Genomic DNA, 16,920 nt, shown 5'->3' with positions numbered 1-16,920 from the left:
CGCCCACGTGGCTACTGCCCGCGCATGAAGAGGCGGTCGAGGTCCGCGAGCGTCAGCTGATACCAGGTCGGCCGCCCGTGGTTGCACTGGTCCGCGCGCTCGGTCGCTTCCATCTGGCGCAGGAGCGCATTCATCTCGTCGAGCGTCAGGCGCCGGTTCGCGCGCACCGCGTGGTGGCACGCGAGCGTGCCGAGCAGCTCGTGCTGGCGCTCGGTCAACACGCGCGAGCCGCCGTATGCGTGCAGATCGGCGAGCACCGCGCGTGCGAGCGCTTGCAGGTCGGCGTCCTTCAGCAGCGCGGGCACCGCGCGGATCGCGAGCGTGGTCGGCGACAGCACCGCGAGATCGAAGCCGAGTGCATCGAGCGTCTCGCGCTCTTCTTCGACCACGCCGATCTCGACGGCGTCGGCTTGCATCGAGATCGGGATCAAAAGCGGCTGGACCGCGATCGAACGGTCGGCGAGCGCGTTTTTGAACTGCTCGTACAGGATGCGCTCGTGCGCCGCGTGCATGTCGACGATCACAAGGCCGCGCGTGTTTTGCGCGAGCACGTAGATGCCGTGGATCTGGCCCAGGGCGAAGCCGAGCGGGTGGTCGTCGCCGGCGGCGAACGATGGGGCGCCGGGGTAAGGCATGCCGGCGGCCGATGCGTTGTTCGCATCGGCGGCGATTGCAGGAGGTGCCGGCGGCGCCGTGAGATCCGCCGCCGAATCGCGCACTTCGTAAGCCGCGGTGGTGCCAAGCGCGGTGCCCGCGCCCACGTCCTTGCGGCCGAAGAGCGCGTCATACAGCGCGAGCGGCTGAGCGACGGGCAGCGTGCCTTGCGTCATGCGCGCCTGCCGCAGCCAGGTATTGCCCGGCTCGCCGCCGCGGCTCGCGTTGCCGCTGCCGCCGCCGAATGCGCCGCCCGCGCCCGGCGAGCCGCCGAGCGGCGTCGACCCGAACGACGCGGGTGTCATCGGCTCGATATGCGCCGCGTGGCCGCCCGCCGTCGTTTCCGGCGACGCGCCCGCGTGCCGCGCGAGCGCGCGCTGCACCCCATGGAACACGAACTGGTGAATCGAACGCGAATCGCGAAATCGGACTTCGATCTTCGACGGGTGCACGTTCACGTCGACTGCTTCCGGCGGCAGATCGAGAAACAGCACGTACGACGGGAATCGCTCGCCGTGCAGCACGTCCTCGTAGGCGGCGCGCACCGCGTGCGTGAGCAGCTTGTCGCGCACGAAGCGGCCGTTGACGAAGAAATACTGCTGATCGGCGCGGCCGCGGCTGGCGGTCGGCAGACCGGCGCAGCCGTAGACCGCGAGCGGCCCGGCCGCTTCTTCGAGCGGCAGGTGAGCGGTCGCGAACGTCTCGCCGAGAATCTTCGCGACGCGCGTCGCGGGATCGCTGGCGTTCCAGTGCTCGATCGCCCGTCCGTTGTGGAGCACCGAGATCGCGACGTCCGGCCGCGCCAGCGCCGAGCGCCGGATCATCTCGAGGCAATGGCCGAGTTCGGTCTGCTCGCTCTTCAGGAATTTGCGGCGCGCCGGCGTGTTGAAGTACAGCTCGCGCACTTCGATCGTCGTGCCGGTGGTGCCGGCGGCCGGGGTCAATGCGCCGGTTTGCGCGTCGATGCGTGTGGCGTGCGGGGCCTCGGCGGTGCGGCTCGTGATGAACATCTCCGCCACCGACGCAATCGACGCCAGCGCTTCGCCGCGAAACCCGAGGGTCGCGACCGATTCGAGCTCGGCGAGCGAGCGGATCTTGCTGGTCGCATGCCGCATCAGCGCGAGCGGCAGCTCGGCTTCGGGAATGCCGCAGCCGTCGTCGGCGATCGAGATGCGTTTGACGCCGCCCTCGTCGAGCACGATGCGCAGCGTCTTCGCGCCCGCGTCGAGGGCGTTTTCGAGCAATTCCTTGACGACCGACGCCGGCCGCTCGACCACTTCGCCAGCCGCGATCTGACTGATCAGCTGGTCGGGCAAGGGTTGAATCGAGCGCAACGGGCGCGGGGAGGGCGCCGCCTGGCGAGGCGACGTTTCGGGCGTATTCGGTGCGGCGTCCCCCAATCCCGCAAGGGGACTTCCCGCGGGGCGAGGGATTTCCTTCGAGGCGCCGGCCGGCTGATCGGAGAATTCGGACATGGCGGAATTATAGCGATGCCACCCGATGCCAACTTGCCGCTCTGGGTTTTGTGGGCGCGTTGCCCGCCTATTTTGAGAAATCCGCGGGGCACTTTCGGTATCATGGCGCGGTCAGTTAGCAGGCGCCGTCAATGCGCTAAATTGACGGGCCGACCGGCGCGAATGCCAAGCCAATTACACGACGCCAACAACGCACTACTTCGAAAGGGACGCATTTGAACACGTTGCTGCAGTTTGCCGAGCTTGTCTTGCACATCGACAAGTTTCTCGGCGTCTTCATTCATCAATACGGCGCGTGGGTGTATGCGGTGCTGTTCTTGATCGTTTTCTGCGAAACCGGGCTCGTGGTCCTGCCGTTCCTGCCGGGCGATTCGCTGCTCTTCATCGGCGGCGCGTTCTGCGCGACCGGCGAGATGGGTCTGGGCGCGCTGATCTTTCTGCTGCTGCTGGCATCGGTCACCGGCAACAGCCTGAACTACGCGATCGGCACGGCGATCGGACCGAAAGTGTTCAACTCGCGCATTCCGATCCTCGAACGCTTCCTCGATCGCGCCGCGCTGCAGAAAACCCACGACTTCTATGAAAAGCACGGCGGCAAGACGCTCGTGCTCGCGCGCTTCATCCCCGTCGTGCGGACCTTCGCGCCGTTCGTCGCAGGGGTGTCGTCGATGCGCTTTGCGCGCTTTCAATTCTTCAACATCGCGGGCGCGCTCCTCTGGGTGCTGCTGCTCGTGCTGCTGGGCTACTTCTTCGGCAACATCCCGTTCATCCGCCAGTATCTGAACGTGATCGTGCTGGTCGGCATCGGCGCGGCCATCGTGCCGATCCTGATCGGCGCGCTTTGGAAGCTGCTGCGCGGCAAAGGCTCGGCGGGCGCGGTGCAAAAGCCGGGCAACAACCGTTAACGACATTAACGAAAGGGGCAACGATGACCGTTCCGAACTCAGACGTTCACTTGATCTCGGCCGAACTCGAAAGCCTGCGGCCTACGCAGATGACCGTCGGCTATAACGAGGTCGCCGCGAAGCGCGAGCATTGGAAGACCCTCGACAAGAAGGCCCGCGCCAGCACGATCGCGACACACTGGTTTCCCGCCGTGCTCGGTCCGCAGAAAGACTACTTCGTGGTCGACCATCACCATCTCGGCCTCGCGCTGATCGAAGAGAGCGTCAAGGAAGTCAAGGTGATGGTGCTGCGGGACTTGTCGTGGCTCGATCCGGTGATTTTCTGGCGGATGATGGAGCACAACCAATGGGTGCATCCGTTCGGCGCCGATGGCTCGCGATACGAGTACGAGCATCTGCCCAAGACGCTCAACGAGTTGGTCGACGACCCGTATCGCAGTCTCGCGGGCGAGCTGCGCCGCGCGGGCGGCTACGCGAAAGATGCCACGCCGTTCAGCGAATTCCTCTGGGCCGACTACCTGCGCCCGAAAATTCCGGCGAAGCTCATCAAGAAGGATTTCGCGAAGGCCCTGAAAAATGCGCTGGCGTACGCGCACGAGCAGGAGGCGCGCTATTTGCCGGGTTGGTCCGGAAAAATCGAAATACGCTGAACGTGGCCGTGCTGGCGGTGCATGAATGTTCGCATCAGGTTCGGTCGCTTATCATCGGGGACTGACAAAAACCACAAAAGCCTGATCACAGGAGTCCCTTATGCTTGCTAGTGCGCGTACCGAACGGTATTCCAGGCCGATCAGCTGGCGCGCCCCGTCATCAAGGACGCGCACGAACTGATCGGGAACCTGTTCTATTGGGTGATCGGCCTGCATGCGCTCGCTGCGATCGGGCACCACGTCGTCTTCAAGGACAACACGCTGCGGCGCATGATATGAGCCTCAGCGCCGGTTCGACCCCGATACCACGTCGATCCATACGGCCAGCACGAGAATCCCGCCTTTCACGATCATCTGCCAGTACGCATCGACATCGAGCATCGACATGCCGTTGTCGAGGCTCGCCATGACGAGCGCGCCGATCAGTGCGCCGTAGACCGTCCCCGAGCCGCCGCGCATCGACGTGCCGCCGATGAAGCACGCGGCGATCGCATCGAGCTCGCCCATGGTGCCCGCCGACGGCGACCCCGCCGCGAGCCGAGCGGTGTTGACGATGCCGGCGAACGCGCACATCAGCCCCATCAGCGCGAAGATCGCGAGCTTGACGCGGTTCGTATTGACGCCCGACAGACGCGTCGCTTCCAGATTCGAGCCGACGGCATAGATGCGGCGCCCAAACACCGTTTGCGTCGCGATCCACGTGAACACGCCGAGCAGCGCGAGCAGCAGCAGGACGGGCACGGGGATGCCGCCGTAGCGGTCGAGCGTTGCGACGAACGCCAGCAGAATGACGCCGGCACCGACGATCTTCACGACGTCCTGCCACACCGGCACCACAGGCAGCCGGTAATGCTGACGGTTCTTGCGCTGGCGCACGGTGAGCAGCGCCAAGAGCGCGAACAGCGCGACCGCGAGCGTGTCGCCCGCGACGCGCGGCAGATAACCCTGGCCGATGAACACGAAGCTGTCGGAGACGGGGGCGATCGTCGAGCCGCCGGTGACGCCGAGCAGAACGCCGCGATAGGCCAGCATCCCGCCGAGCCCGACGATGAACGACGGCACGCCGCGATAGGCCGAGAGCCACCCGTTGGCCATCCCGACCAGCACGCCGAGCAGCATGACGACGGGGACCGTGGCGGCGATCGGCCAATGCAAGGTGACGTCGAGAATCGCGGCCACGCCGCCGAGCAGGCCCAGCAGCGAGCCCACCGACAAATCGATCTCGCCCGCGATGATCACGAACACCATGCCGCACGCGAGCATGCCGGTGATCGCCATCTGCCGCAGCAGGTTCGACAGGTTGCGCGGTGTGATGAACGCGCCGTCGGTGAGAAAGGAGAAGAAGAGCCAGATCGCGGCGACGGCGATCAAGAGTGCGAGGATCTTGTAGCGTGCGAACAGTTGCCGAAAACGTTCGGCTGCGGCGACCGAGCCGCGCGATGCGGCATCCTGCGCGCTGGAAGAGGTGACATCGGGAGTCATGCATATGCTCCGTTTGGGATCGTGGGACGCTCTACGGGACTGATCGCGGCGGTGAGAATGTGCTCTTGCGTGAGACCGTCGTTGACGAAGTCGCCGCGCACCTCGCCTTCGCCGATCACGAGCACGCGGTCGCTGATGCCGAGCACTTCCGGCAACTCCGACGACACCATCACGATCGCAACGCCGCGCTGCGCGAGCTGATTGATGAGCTTGTAGATTTCGTACTTCGCGCCGACATCGACGCCGCGCGTCGGCTCGTCGAGGATCAGCACCTGCGGGTCGGTCAGGAGCATGCGCGTCAGCACGGCCTTTTGCTGATTGCCCCCGGAGAGGCTCGCGATCGACAGCATCGGGTGCGCGGCGCGCACCGAGAGCCGCGTCATCTCGGTGCGGATCGTGTCGAGTTCGGCAGCGGTATCGATGCGGCCCGCCTTCGCGAAGCGTTGCAGCACCGCGAGCGTGATGTTGTGGCCGACGCCCAGCTGCGGCACGATGCCGTGCCGCTTGCGGTCCTCGGGCACCATCGCGATGCCGGAGCGGATGGCGTCGATGGGCGCGCGGATCTTGAGCGGCTTGCCGTTGAGCAGCACCGTCGCCTCGCTCGCGCCGGGATACGCGCCGAAGATCGCCTGCATGAGTTCCGTACGGCCCGCGCCGACGAGCCCCGCCACGCCGAGAATCTCGCCGCGCCTCAGCGTGAACGACACGTTGTCCACGCGCTTGCGGCGCGGATTGGAGACGTCGAAGCAGGTCACGTTGCGCGCCTCGAACACCACGTCGCCGATTTCGTGCGGCTCGCGCGGAAACAGGTTCTTGATCTCGCGGCCGACCATCATCGCGATGATCTTGTCGGTGGTGAGCGCGCGCATCGGCTCGGTTGCGACATGGCGGCCGTCGCGAATCACGGTGATCGTGTCGCACACCGCCTCGACTTCGTCGAGCTTGTGCGAGACATACACGCACGCCACGCCGCGCCGTTTCAAATCGCGCACGATATCGAGCAGGATGCGCGTTTCGCTTTCCGTCAGCGACGACGACGGCTCGTCGAGCAGCAGCAGCTTCGCGCGCTTGTTGAGCGCCTTCGCGATCTCGATCAGCTGCTGATGCCCGCCGCCATAGTTCATCACGGGCTGCGCGACGTTGATGCCGGTGATGCCGAGCTCGCGCAGGAGTGCATCGGCGCGCTGATACATCGCCGCGTAGTTCATGCGTCCGCCGGGCAGCGTGATTTCGTTGCCGAGAAAGATGTTCTCGGCCACCGACAGCTCCGGCACCAGCATCAGCTCCTGATGGATGATGACGATGCCGGCGCGTTCGGTGTCGCGCACGCTCGACGCTTTCAGCGACGCGCCGTCCCACAGGATTTCGCCGTCCCAGGTGCCGTGCGGGTACACGCCCGAGAGCACCTTCATCAGCGTCGACTTGCCCGCGCCGTTTTCGCCGCAGAGGCCGACGCACTCGCCGGGCGCGACCGAGAGGTCGATGCCGTCGAGCGCCTTCACACCGGAAAATGCCTTGACGATGCCGCGCATCGCCAGCAGAGGTTGCGTCATTCGCTCATGCCTCGTTGCAAAGGCGCGGCGAGGCCCTTCGTGCGCTGCGCGGTGCTGCGTTGCGCGCGAAGAACCTCGCCGCGCGGAGTCGCTTATTGGCTCGCGAGCTGCGCCTGCGTATAGAAGCCATCCTTGACGACGATGTCGACGTTGCTCTTCGTCAAGAGCGTCGGCTGCAGGAGCACCGTGTCGACCTTCTTCTTGCCGTTGTCGTACTGCGCGTTGTAGGCGGGCTTCTCGCCCTTCGCGAGTTGCACGGCGAGGTTCGCGGCTTCGCCCGCGATCAGCTTGAGCGGCTTGTAGACGGTCATCGTCTGCGTGCCGGCCACCACGCGCTTCACGGCGGCGAGGTCCGCGTCCTGGCCCGACACCGGCACCTTGCCCGCCAGGTGTTGCGCGGCGAGCGCCTGGATCGCGCCGCCGGCGGTGCCGTCGTTCGAGGCGACGATCGCGTCGATCTTGTTGTTGTTCGCCGTCAGCGCGTCTTCGACGATGCGCAGCGCGGTCGATGCACTCCATTCCGGCACCCACTGCTGACCGACGATCTTGATGTCGCCGCGGTCGATCGCGGGCTTGAGCACTTCCATCTGGCCTTCGCGCAGCATCTTCGCGTTGTTGTCGGTCGGCGCGCCGCCGAGCAGGAAGTAGTTGCCCTTCGGCTGCGCGTTATAGACGCCTTGCGCTTGCAGCTCGCCGACCTTCTTGTTGTCGAACGAGATATAGGCGTCGACGTCGGCATCGAGAATCAGGCGGTCGTAGGAAATCACCTTGATGCCGGCCTTCTTCGCTTCGGCGATGACGTTGCCGAGCGTCTTCGAGTTGAACGGCACGATGACGATCACGTCGACGCCGCGCGAAATCAGGTTCTCGATCTGCGAAATCTGGCGCGCCTCGCTGGCGTCCGCCGATTGCACGGAGACCTTCGCGCCGAGTTTTTCCGCCGCGGCGACGAAGTAGTCGCGGTCGCGCGACCAGCGTTCGACGCGCAGGTCGTCGATGCAGAAGCCGATTTCAGGGTGATCCTTGCTCGCATGCGCGAGCGGCGCGGCAAGCGACAGCGTGGCGAGCATCGCCCCGCAGACGAGCGAACTCAGGATCGAACGGCGCGTTGTGAATGTCTTCATGTCTCACTCCTCTTGTATGGTTGGACAGCCGGATTGGCGAAAGTCGGCATGGCGAGACATGCCGGCCTCCACGCAAAAAATATAAGCAGACTGCAAAGGACTACTGATATACGGCGCGGATCTGATGGCCGCTGTGTCGTTATTTTTTTCCGGCAGATTGCCGCGTCTAGGCGCTTGCGGCGAACACCGGTTCGAGCGCGCGATACAGCGCCTGGAACGTCGGGCGCCGCGCGTCGCGATACCACGCATGGCGTGCGTTGTCGGGCTCGCGCACGGCGACGATCTCGGGCGTCGGGCAGATCGCATCGAGCGGGGCCGCGGGCTCGAGCGCGAGATGCGCAAGCCTTGCCGCGCCCAGCGCGGGACCGACTTCGCCGCCCGCGCGCAGCGTCAGCGGCCGGCCGAAGATGTCGGCGAGCATCTGAGTCCAGTACGCGCTGCGGGAGCCGCCGCCGATCAGCGAGATATCGTCGGGCACGAGGCCGGCCGCGTGCAGCGCATCCATGCCGTCGGCGAGCGCGAAGCCGACGCCTTCGAGCGTCGCATTCGCGAGATCGGGACGGATCGTATCGGGTGCGAGGCCGTGGAAGACGCCCTTCGCGTTCACGTTGTTGTGCGGCGTGCGCTCGCCCGAGAGATACGGCAGGAACCACGGGCGATCAGTGCGGGCCGAGTGAGCTTCGGCGTCGGCGAGCAGCGCCGGGACATCCGCGTAACCGGTGAGCTGCGCCGTGAAGTCGATGCAGCCCGCCGCGTTGAGCATCACCGACATCAGATGCCACGTCTCTGGCAACGCATGGCAGAAGCTGTGCACGGCGGACGCCGGGTTCGCGAGGAAGCCATCCGAGACCGCGAAATAGACGCCGGAGGTGCCGAGCGACAGCATGGCCTGCTTCGGGCGCACGATGCCGACGCCGACCGCGCCCGCCGCGTTGTCGCCGCCGCCCGCGACGACCGGTATCTCGCGCAATCCCCATTCGCGCGCGAGTTCCGGCTTGAGCGTGCCGGTTACGCGATTGCCTTCGAAGACCGCCGGCATTTGCTCGCGCGACAATCCGCACGCCGCGAGCAGCGCGTCGCTGTAGTCGCGCTTGGCGACATCGAGCCAGAGCGTGCCGGCCGCATCCGATGGGTCGGTCGCGAAGCCGCCGGTCAATCGGTAGCGCAGGTAGTCCTTCGGCAATAGCACCTGAGCGACGCGCGCGAAGATCTCCGGCTCGTGCTTGCGGATCCACAGCAACTTCGGCGCGGTGAACCCCGGCATCGCGAGATTGCCGGCCACCTCGCGTAATTGCGGCGCGGCGCTTTCGAGCTCGCGGCATTCGAGATCGCAACGTCCGTCGTTCCAGAGAATGGCGGCGCGCAATACGTCGCCTTTCGCATCGAGGAGCGTCGCCCCGTGCATCTGGCCGGTGAGCCCGATCGCTTCGATCTGCGTGGCGGCGATGTCTTCCTTGCGGGCCTCGGCGAGCAACGCGGCGAGCGCGCCCGTGGCTGCCATCCACCAGTCTTCGGGCGCCTGCTCGGACCAGCGCGGCTGCGGCCGGCTCACCGACAGCGCGCGCGAAGCGCTGCCGCGCACGCGGCCGCTGCGATCGAGCAGCACGGCTTTCACGCCCGACGTGCCGAGGTCGATACCGATGAACATGTCTTGCGTCCTATGGTTCGCGTGTTCGCGTTTTCTGCGGTCAACGGCGGCGCGGTTTGGCGCGCGCGCCGCCGAACGCGGTTTTTTAGCGCGCGCCGTAGATCGTCTGATTCACGACGTTTTCGAGCCGTTCCTGCTGGCCGCTGACATGCTGCGGATTCAGGCCGCGCGCGGCGGCGTCGGCGGCGAGTGTCTCGAGCGTGTAGCCGGCCGACAGAATCTTGCGACCGAACTCCGAATCCCAGCCCGAATAGCGCTGCTGCTTGAACTGCTCGAGCCGGTCGTTCTCGACGAGCGCGGCGGCGCGCTCGAGCGCGAGCGCGAGGTTGTCGATCGCGCCGACGTGCCCGTAGAACAGATCTTCGGGATCGATGCTCTGCCGCCGCACCTTCGCATCGAAGTTCATGCCGCCGGTCGTGAAGCCGCCGTGACGCAGGATTTCGTAGAACGCGAGCGTCAATTCCTCGACGCTGTTCGGGAACTGATCGGTATCCCAGCCGTTTTGCGGGTCGCCGCGGTTCGCATCGACGCTGCCGAAGATGCCGAGCGCGAATGCCGTCGCGATCTCGTGATGGAACGAGTGCCCGGCGAGCGTCGCGTGATTCGCTTCGATGTTGACGCGGAACTCGTTCTGCAGGCCGTATTGGGTGAGAAAGCCGTGCACGGTCGCGACGTCGTAGTCGTATTGATGCTTGGTCGGTTCCTGCGGCTTCGGTTCGATCAAGAGCGTGCCGTTGAAGCCGATCTTGTGCTTGTGCTCGGCCACCATGTGCAAAAAGCGCGCGAGCTGCTCGCGTTCGCGGGAGAGGTCGGTGTTGAGCAGCGTCTCGTAGCCTTCGCGGCCGCCCCACAGCACATAGTTTTCGCCGCCGAGCCGCTGCGTCGCGTCGAGCGCGTGGCGCACCTGCGTTGCCGCGTAAGCGAACACTTCAGGATTCGGATTGGTCGCGGCGCCGGCCGCATAGCGCGGATTCGAGAACAGGTTCGCCGTGCCCCACAGAAGCTTGACGCCCGTATCCTGCTGCTTCTTCGCGAGATAGTCGGTCATGCGCGCGAAGTTCTCGCTGTAGTGCTTGAGGCTCGTGCCTTCCGGCGCGACGTCGGTGTCGTGGAACGTGTAGTAGGGCGTGCCGAGCTTCGAGAAGAATTCGAATGCGGCGTCGGCTTTCATGTGCGCGCGCTCCATCGCGTCGCCGGGCTGATGCCACGGACGGTGGAACGTGCCTTGTCCGAAGATGTCGCTGCCCGGCCAGCAGAACGTGTGCCAATAGCAGACGGCGATGCGCAGATGGTCTTCGAGCGTCTTGCCGAGCACGCGCCGGGTCTTGTCGTAGTGACGGAACGCAAGCGCGTTGTCCGATTGCGGACCCTCGTAGCGGATCGCCGGGATGTGTTCGAAGTAGGACATGGTTGTCTCCAATTTCGTGATTTATGCTGCGACGCAACCCGCGCAGCTTCTTGTGCACAGGTCCGCAAGGTGAAGCCATGCTGCCAGCGCAGGGCGGACACCGGCAATTGCGAAATTGCGCAGTGGTCGTGATGTTTCTCACCGCCTGCGTGAAAGCATAGACACGTCGGGTGGATTCGCGGCCTAAAATAATCGGACGCTTAAGAAACGCGCGGCTGGTTCGTCGGCCGCGTGCCCACCGTTGCGATGACCCGCGCCCCTATGCCGCCTACGCCAGCCATGCCGTTCACGCCGCATCGAATCGCGCTCTTGTTCAACGCGAACAAGGTGTACGACCGCGAAATCATTACCGGCATCGGCAACTATCTGCTGTCGACGCGCGTCGCCTGGGACCTGTTTCTCGAAGAGGATTTCCGCTGCCGCCTGGCCGGCATCGAACGCTTCGCCGGCGACGGCATCATTGCCGACTTCGACGATCCGGCCGTCTGCGAAGCGCTTTCCGATTGTCCGCTGCCGGTGGTCGCAGTGGGCTCGTCGTATGAGGACCTGGCCGACTATCCGCCGGATCTGCCTTACATCGCCACCGACAACGCGAAGCTCGTCTCGCTCGCCTATACGCACCTCATCGGCGCGGGCTTGGAACACTTTGCGCTCTACAGCCTGCCCGAAGCGCCGGAAAATCGCTGGGCGCAGCAGCGCGAACTCGCGTTCACGCGCCTGCGCGCCGCGGATGGCCATGAAGCCGAAATCTACCGGGGCCTGCCGACGAGCGCGCCCGCCTGGAACGAAGCGATCGAGAAACTCACCGCGTGGCTCGCAACGCTGCCGAAGCCCGTCGGCATCATCGCGGTCACCGACGCCCGTGCGCGGCAGCTGCTGCAGGCGTGCCTGACCTCGGGCACGCCGGTGCCGGAGCAGGTGGCGATCATCGGCATCGACAACGACCCGCTCACGCGTACGCTGACGCGCATCCCGCTGTCGTCGGTGATTCAGGGAACCGAGGAGATGGGGCGCACGGCGGCGCACTTGCTGCATCAGATGTTGCGCGGGGCGCGCTTTCCGGGGCGGCGCATTCTCGTGCCGCCGGTCGGCATCAACGTGCTCGAGTCGACCAAGCACGAGCCGCTCGCGAGCCCGTATGTGATGCGCGCGCGCCACTTCATCCGCCAGTACGCGTGCCAGGGGATCAAGACCGAGCAGGTCGCCGATTATGTCGGCGTGTCCCGTTCGTCGCTCGAAGAGTATTTCCGGCGCGAACTGCAGTGCACCGTGCATCAGGAGATACTGCGCCATAAGCTCGATGCGGCGAAGGCGCTGCTCGCGAAGCGCGACGCGGCGAGCGCGGAGGTTGCGATCCGCTGCGGCTTCACATCGCTGCAATACATGTACGCGGTGTTCAAGCGGGAACTCGGCTGCACGCCGCGCGAGTATCAGGAGCGCGTGAGCCCCTCGACGTCTCGGCAATGACCGCCGCTTCCCCATCTTTTTTGCTTTTGGACGACATGATCACTACCGCACGACTGTCTTGCGAACCCTGGGGCACGTTGCCGGGCGGCGACGCGGTCCGCCTTTTCACGTTGCGCAACGCGCAAGGGATGAAGGTCGCGATCAGCGACCTGGGCGCGACGCTCGTCTCGTGGCACGCGCCGGATCGCGCCGGCCGTCTCGGCGACATTCTGCTCGGCCACGACACGCCCGCCGAATACCTCGCGGCGACGGCGTACATGGGCGCGATAGTGGGCCGCTGGGCGAACCGCATCGAGGAGGCTCGCTTCGTGCTCGACGGCATCGAGTACACGCTCGATCGGAACGAGGGTGCGAACCTGCTGCACGGCGGCGCGAGCGGCTTTCATCGCGCGATCTGGAACGCGGCCGAAGAGAACGGTGCGCTGGTGTTGACGCTCGATTCACCCGAGGGCGACGCGGGTTTTCCAGGCAATGTTTCGGTGCAAGTGCGCTACACGCTCGATGACGACGGCACGCTGTCGATCGACTATGAAGCGCTCGCCGACGCGCCGACGCCGATCAACCTCACGAACCACGCGTACTTCAACCTGATGGGCGAAGCGGGTACCGACATTCGCGGCCACATGATGGAGATCGATGCTGACGCGTTTCTCGAAGTCGATGCGTCGCTGATTCCGACCCGGCTTGCGGAAGTCGCGGGCAACGCGTTCGATTTCCGCCAAAGCGCGCCGATCGGCGCACGGCTCGACTGGCCTCACGCTCAGCTCGTGCAGGCAAGGGGCTTCGACCACTGCTACGTGCTGAACTCAACGACGGCTGCGGCAGATGAGGCTTCCCCGCAGCCGAACGTCAGGCAGGTGGCCTGCGCCTACGATCCGGCAAGCGGACGGCAACTGACGGTTTTCACCGATCAGCGCGGCCTGCAGTTCTACACGGGGAACTATCTAGAGGGAGTCGTCGGCCGCAACGGCGTGAAATACCAGCGTCACGCCGGGATGTGTCTCGAAGCGGGCGCGTTTCCGAACGAAGTCAATATGGACGATCAGGAGCGCGTGATCGTGCGTCCCGGTACGCGATACCGGCAGGTGACCCGCTATCGCGTGGATGTGCGGCGCGGTGCCTGAGCGCCGACGCGCGGGTGTGAAGCGCCGTCACACGGTTGACGGTGCGTGGGGCGGGACGTGCTCAGCACGATGTGAACGGCAAGCGTGACTCCACGGCGTCCGGGTTGAACGCTTGGGGCGGCTCGACGGCCGTCCAGCGCGTCCAATGCGGCGCGAGATCGGGCGCTTTGACGCGCAACGTGCGCGAGCCGTCGACGAACACCAGCGACTCGACATGGAACGTGCCGCCATCGACCGCTTCGACTACGCGGCCCGATTGGCGAAAGAATTCGAGGTTGCCCTCGCGCAACAAATCAAGGTAGGTCTCGAGGTCGGTGGTCGATGATTGGCCTATCCAACGGTTGAGAAGTGTGGCTGCGATTTCGGCGTCGAACATTGGGATCTCTCCTTGTCTGGGCGCCGTTTGGCGCGCGGGCAGCAGATCCCATGAACATGCCTCTTGAGGTGCCCGTTGCGATCTGGAGGATTGAAGTCCTGTCTCCCATATTAGCGGAAAACGGCATGTATGGTGCGACGCACAATGCAAGCATTTGTTAGCTTGCAAAGGCATTTCAAATGCGTGGCTGGCAGGGGCGGATTAATGGGGGCGGAGTCCTCTTCCGTGTTGCAAGGGGCAGCAGGCCGGGCTCGAGTCCAGACGCGTCGAGCCGCTTCGATCAAGACGTCACGTCCTCGATCACCAGCGCATACAGATCGAACCCCGGGACCATCTCGGATACGAACACCCGCAGGATCACAGACGTGATGCTTGATTCGCGTGTCTCTATTAAACGGTTGTCGGAACGGCTGTTTCAATTGCTGACCCGATAATCCGGCGATTTTTAAGATTCGTAATATGCCCGATTTATAGCCATTAAACGCCACGATGTAATCGATTTTGTCCGATTTTGGCGGATTTCGAATTTCGCCTTCGGCCGCTTGTAAACAAACGCGGAGTGGCATCGCGGCGCGGTTGCCCGACTTTTCGCCGTGCCTTACGGCGAGATTGATCGTCTTTGCGAAGTCCTTACCGATAAAGGCAAAACCATAATTTCGCTCATGCCAAACGCGTAGCTCATTATCGAAATGCTGCGGGGAGTCGCAGCAATTCATAAGGAGCCAATAATGTACGAAACCATCGATCGGAAAACCGATTGGAAGATGCCTGACGCCCATTTGCCGGATTTTCTGGCCGCGCGCGTCGACCGCTATTATCGCGAGCGCGTCCAGGAAACTTGGAACGGCGGACACATCATGAAAGGGCGATCTCCCGGACCGGACGCGCTGCATTTGTCGAGTAACGATTACCTCTCGATTGCGCGGCATCCGGAGATTCTGGAAGCGATGGGCACGAGCATTCGCTCGGAAGGAAACGGCATGCTGATGTCCGGCATCTTTCTGCATGGCGAGTGCCCGCAGCTCGAACTCGAAGAGCGTTTCGCGCGCTTCATGCACTCGGAAGCGAGCGTGCTGTGTCAGTCCGGATATGCGGCCAATACGGGCCTGATTCAATCGATCGCCTCTCCGGAAACGCCCGTGTACGCGGACATGATGGCGCATATGTCGCTTTGGGAGGGGATTCGCAGCGCCGGCGCGAAGGCGATCGCTTTTTCCCATAACGACGTCGACCATCTCGAGCGGCAGATTCGCCGTCATGGGCCAGGCGTCATCGTCGTGGATTCCATCTACAGCACCAACGGCAGCCTATGTCCGCTGACAGAGGTGGTGGACATCGGAACAGCTACGGGTTGCGTGCTGGTCGTCGACGAGTCTCACTCTTTGGGCACGCATGGCCCGGGAGGCGCGGGGCTGGTTGTCGAGCTGGGATTGACCGATCGGGTGCACTTCCGGACGGCGAGTCTCGCGAAAGCATTTGCGGGTCGTGCCGGTTTGATCAGTTGCTCCAGGCGATTTCAGGAGTATTTCAAGTTCGAGTCGCTGCCGGCGATCTTCAGTTCGACTCTGCTGCCGTATGAAGTGGCGGCGCTCGATACCACCGTTCGTGTGATCGAAAAGGAGGGCTGGCGTCGCACGCGGGTCGCCGCGAATGCGCAATTCCTTCGTACCCGGTTGAGCAGTCTGGGCTACAACTTGAACGGCAGCGGCAGCCAGATCATCGCGCTGGAATCGGGAACGGAACAACGCACGATCGAGTTGCGCGATGCGCTTGAATCGCACGGTATCTTCGGTTCGGTCTTTTGTGCGCCGGCTACGGCTAAGAACCGTGCGTTGATTCGCTTGTCCATCAACGCGTCGCTAACTGACATCCAGATCGAGAGAATCGCCGATGTTTGCGGTGCGATTCGCGAGCGAGTCGATCTCGGAAACTGGCCGTCGACACGGCGAATGCAGCGCGATCCGCAGGCGGCCGATGACCTGAGTGTCGTGAAGCGGGCGGCGTGACCGGGTAGCTTCCGGTCACCGTGGGGTTCACGGTCGTGAACCCCACGTCGCGTGCAAGTCCTGGTCGAGACGCTCCAGATAGTCGTCATAGGAGACGATGGGATCGAGCTCTAGACCAGGCGGGTTCTTGATGACCGAGTAAAGATAGGTGTCCTTGCCGTGTATTGCCGTTGCCGGATGCATGTAACGCTGCCACGACAAGCACCCGGACGGGTAGTAGCCCTCCGAATCCCAGAAATAAGGGACGCTGCCGTGGCTGTCGAACTCGGCGAGAAAGTCAGCGGGCGCGTCTTGCAAGACAGCGATCTCGCGCGTGGCGCGCAGCGCTTCCTCAGAGAAGACGAGCAGCAAATAGGGTGTGCCCGCGCTGTCGAGCATGAGCAGGCCACCTGGACGAGACCACAGATAGTGCTCGACGATGCCGAGCGTACGAAAGATCTCAGAGGCTTTTGCTGCGAACGCCGGATCGGCAAGGAACTGGAATGTGGAAAGCGTGAGCGTATCGACGACACTGTGCTGAGTCTGCTTGAAGTACGCCTGCTGCATTTCACCGATCGCCTGATTGAGTGCCGGTATGGCGCCTACATCCTGCTTGCGGATGAAGCGGTCGATGATGCCTTCGTTGAAGCCCTGTACCGCGAGGTGTTCGTCCGCCTTCCCCGTCAGAACGATTTTTTTGATCGCCGGGTTCGCAATGCGCCGGCACATTTCCAGACCGTTCAGTCCTGGCATGTCGTAGTCGACGACGACGACCGACGTGTGTTCGAAGCGCCGTTCGTTGTGGACCTGTCGCCAAATGACGTCGAGACTCATCGCGATGACTTCCTGGGCATCGCTTTCCTCTCCGCGGTCGCGATAGCGGCAGAAGAAGCGTTCAGTCATCGATGCGTGGCTCTCTTCCTGATTGATCGTGCTGAGCGCGCGTTCGGCGGAGCTGAAGAAGCGGAACGCGAGCTGAGAGTCGAGCTGCAGGCTCAGATTGGCCAGAAAGGCTGCGCTGTCGTCGACGAAGCCTACGGTCGTGGGAAACGAGAACGGCTGGATCATG

Annotated in this window: 13 protein-coding genes and 1 pseudogene; 6 read left to right on the top strand and 8 right to left on the bottom strand. The window is 64.1% G+C overall.

What is annotated here, in order from left to right; genetic code table 11:
• Positions 1–11 precede the first annotated feature (11 nt).
• Positions 12–2,054 (bottom strand): DNA mismatch repair endonuclease MutL, encoded by a 2,043-nt coding sequence (gene mutL / locus FAZ95_RS18360; protein WP_496543833.1) that lies wholly within the window; start codon positions 2,052–2,054, stop codon positions 12–14.
• A 290-nt stretch (positions 2,055–2,344) separates the two neighbouring features.
• Between mutL and FAZ95_RS18355 the strand changes: the two genes are divergently transcribed.
• From FAZ95_RS18355 to FAZ95_RS18345, 3 genes and pseudogenes are all read left to right on the top strand, one after another.
• Entirely contained in the window at positions 2,345–3,034 is a 690-nt protein-coding gene (locus FAZ95_RS18355) for a VTT domain-containing protein (protein ID WP_137333745.1), read from the top strand.
• A 23-nt stretch (positions 3,035–3,057) separates the two neighbouring features.
• On the top strand, positions 3,058–3,684 hold the full coding sequence (locus FAZ95_RS18350; protein WP_137333744.1) for a ParB-like protein: 627 nt from the start codon (positions 3,058–3,060) through the stop codon (positions 3,682–3,684).
• A 135-nt stretch (positions 3,685–3,819) separates the two neighbouring features.
• Positions 3,820–3,963: pseudogene (locus tag FAZ95_RS18345) on the top strand (cytochrome b/b6 domain-containing protein); the annotation flags it as partial.
• Between the two features lie 3 nt (positions 3,964–3,966).
• Here FAZ95_RS18345 and FAZ95_RS18340 read toward each other — a convergent pair.
• From FAZ95_RS18340 to xylA, 5 genes are all read right to left on the bottom strand, one after another.
• The gene (locus tag FAZ95_RS18340; protein ID WP_137333743.1) at positions 3,967–5,166 is read right to left on the bottom strand and encodes a sugar ABC transporter permease; all 1,200 of its coding nucleotides are present in this window, start codon (positions 5,164–5,166) and stop codon (positions 3,967–3,969) included.
• Positions 5,163–6,719: a D-xylose ABC transporter ATP-binding protein gene (gene xylG, locus FAZ95_RS18335; RefSeq protein WP_137333742.1), complete on the bottom strand. Its 1,557-nt coding sequence runs from the start codon at positions 6,717–6,719 to the stop codon at positions 5,163–5,165. The genes FAZ95_RS18340 and xylG overlap by 4 nt, the downstream gene beginning before the upstream one ends.
• Before the next feature lie 92 nt (positions 6,720–6,811).
• Positions 6,812–7,843, bottom strand: a complete 1,032-nt coding sequence (gene xylF / locus FAZ95_RS18330; RefSeq protein WP_137333741.1) for a D-xylose ABC transporter substrate-binding protein — start codon at positions 7,841–7,843, stop codon at positions 6,812–6,814.
• A 166-nt stretch (positions 7,844–8,009) separates the two neighbouring features.
• Complete coding sequence (gene xylB, locus FAZ95_RS18325; protein ID WP_137333740.1) at positions 8,010–9,491, bottom strand: xylulokinase; 1,482 nt, start codon at positions 9,489–9,491, stop codon at positions 8,010–8,012.
• A gap of 85 nt (positions 9,492–9,576) precedes the next feature.
• Positions 9,577–10,899, bottom strand: coding sequence for a xylose isomerase (xylA, locus tag FAZ95_RS18320; protein WP_137333739.1), 1,323 nt, complete (start codon positions 10,897–10,899; stop codon positions 9,577–9,579).
• 246 nt (positions 10,900–11,145) lie between these two features.
• Between xylA and FAZ95_RS18315 the strand changes: the two genes are divergently transcribed.
• Together FAZ95_RS18315 and FAZ95_RS18310 are read left to right on the top strand one after the other, a co-directional pair.
• Positions 11,146–12,366 (top strand): XylR family transcriptional regulator, encoded by a 1,221-nt coding sequence (locus FAZ95_RS18315; protein WP_254699750.1) that lies wholly within the window; start codon positions 11,146–11,148, stop codon positions 12,364–12,366.
• A gap of 35 nt (positions 12,367–12,401) precedes the next feature.
• On the top strand, positions 12,402–13,490 hold the full coding sequence (locus tag FAZ95_RS18310; protein WP_137333738.1) for an aldose epimerase family protein: 1,089 nt from the start codon (positions 12,402–12,404) through the stop codon (positions 13,488–13,490).
• A gap of 61 nt (positions 13,491–13,551) precedes the next feature.
• Here the strand turns inward: FAZ95_RS18310 and FAZ95_RS18305 are convergent, their stop codons facing one another.
• Positions 13,552–13,866, bottom strand: coding sequence for a hypothetical protein (locus FAZ95_RS18305; protein ID WP_137333737.1), 315 nt, complete (start codon positions 13,864–13,866; stop codon positions 13,552–13,554).
• Positions 13,867–14,594: 728 nt separating this feature from the next.
• On the opposite strand from FAZ95_RS18305, the gene cqsA reads away from it, so the two are divergent.
• Complete coding sequence (gene cqsA, locus FAZ95_RS18300) at positions 14,595–15,872, top strand: alpha-hydroxyketone-type quorum-sensing autoinducer synthase (RefSeq protein ID WP_217497412.1); 1,278 nt, start codon at positions 14,595–14,597, stop codon at positions 15,870–15,872.
• 27 nt (positions 15,873–15,899) lie between these two features.
• Here the strand turns inward: cqsA and FAZ95_RS18295 are convergent, their stop codons facing one another.
• A complete protein-coding gene (locus tag FAZ95_RS18295; protein ID WP_254699749.1) occupies positions 15,900–16,919 on the bottom strand; it encodes a response regulator in 1,020 nt (339 codons plus the stop codon).
• Position 16,920: the final 1 nt, after the last annotated feature.

It is taken from the genome of Trinickia violacea, from assembly GCF_005280735.1.
Classification (GTDB): Bacteria; Pseudomonadota; Gammaproteobacteria; order Burkholderiales; family Burkholderiaceae; genus Trinickia_A; species Trinickia_A violacea.
Note: the sequence above shows the minus strand (reverse complement) of the source record. Positions and strands in the feature narration are given on the sequence as shown.

Excerpts from the sequence above, each read along its gene's own strand:
- FAZ95_RS18350 (WP_137333744.1), top strand. The coding sequence starts at position 3,058 with ATGACCGTTCCGAACTCAGACGTTCACTTGATCTCGGCCGAACTCGAA.
- FAZ95_RS18340 (WP_137333743.1), bottom strand. The coding sequence starts at position 5,166 with ATGACTCCCGATGTCACCTCTTCCAGCGCGCAGGATGCCGCATCGCGC.
- xylG (WP_137333742.1), bottom strand. The coding sequence starts at position 6,719 with ATGACGCAACCTCTGCTGGCGATGCGCGGCATCGTCAAGGCATTTTCC.
- xylF (WP_137333741.1), bottom strand. The coding sequence starts at position 7,843 with ATGAAGACATTCACAACGCGCCGTTCGATCCTGAGTTCGCTCGTCTGC.
- xylB (WP_137333740.1), bottom strand. The coding sequence starts at position 9,491 with ATGTTCATCGGTATCGACCTCGGCACGTCGGGCGTGAAAGCCGTGCTG.
- xylA (WP_137333739.1), bottom strand. The coding sequence starts at position 10,899 with ATGTCCTACTTCGAACACATCCCGGCGATCCGCTACGAGGGTCCGCAA.
- FAZ95_RS18315 (WP_254699750.1), top strand. The coding sequence starts at position 11,146 with ATGACCCGCGCCCCTATGCCGCCTACGCCAGCCATGCCGTTCACGCCG.
- FAZ95_RS18310 (WP_137333738.1), top strand. The coding sequence starts at position 12,402 with ATGATCACTACCGCACGACTGTCTTGCGAACCCTGGGGCACGTTGCCG.
- FAZ95_RS18305 (WP_137333737.1), bottom strand. The coding sequence starts at position 13,866 with ATGTTCGACGCCGAAATCGCAGCCACACTTCTCAACCGTTGGATAGGC.
- cqsA (WP_217497412.1), top strand. The coding sequence starts at position 14,595 with ATGTACGAAACCATCGATCGGAAAACCGATTGGAAGATGCCTGACGCC.
- FAZ95_RS18295 (WP_254699749.1), bottom strand. The coding sequence starts at position 16,919 with ATGATCCAGCCGTTCTCGTTTCCCACGACCGTAGGCTTCGTCGACGAC.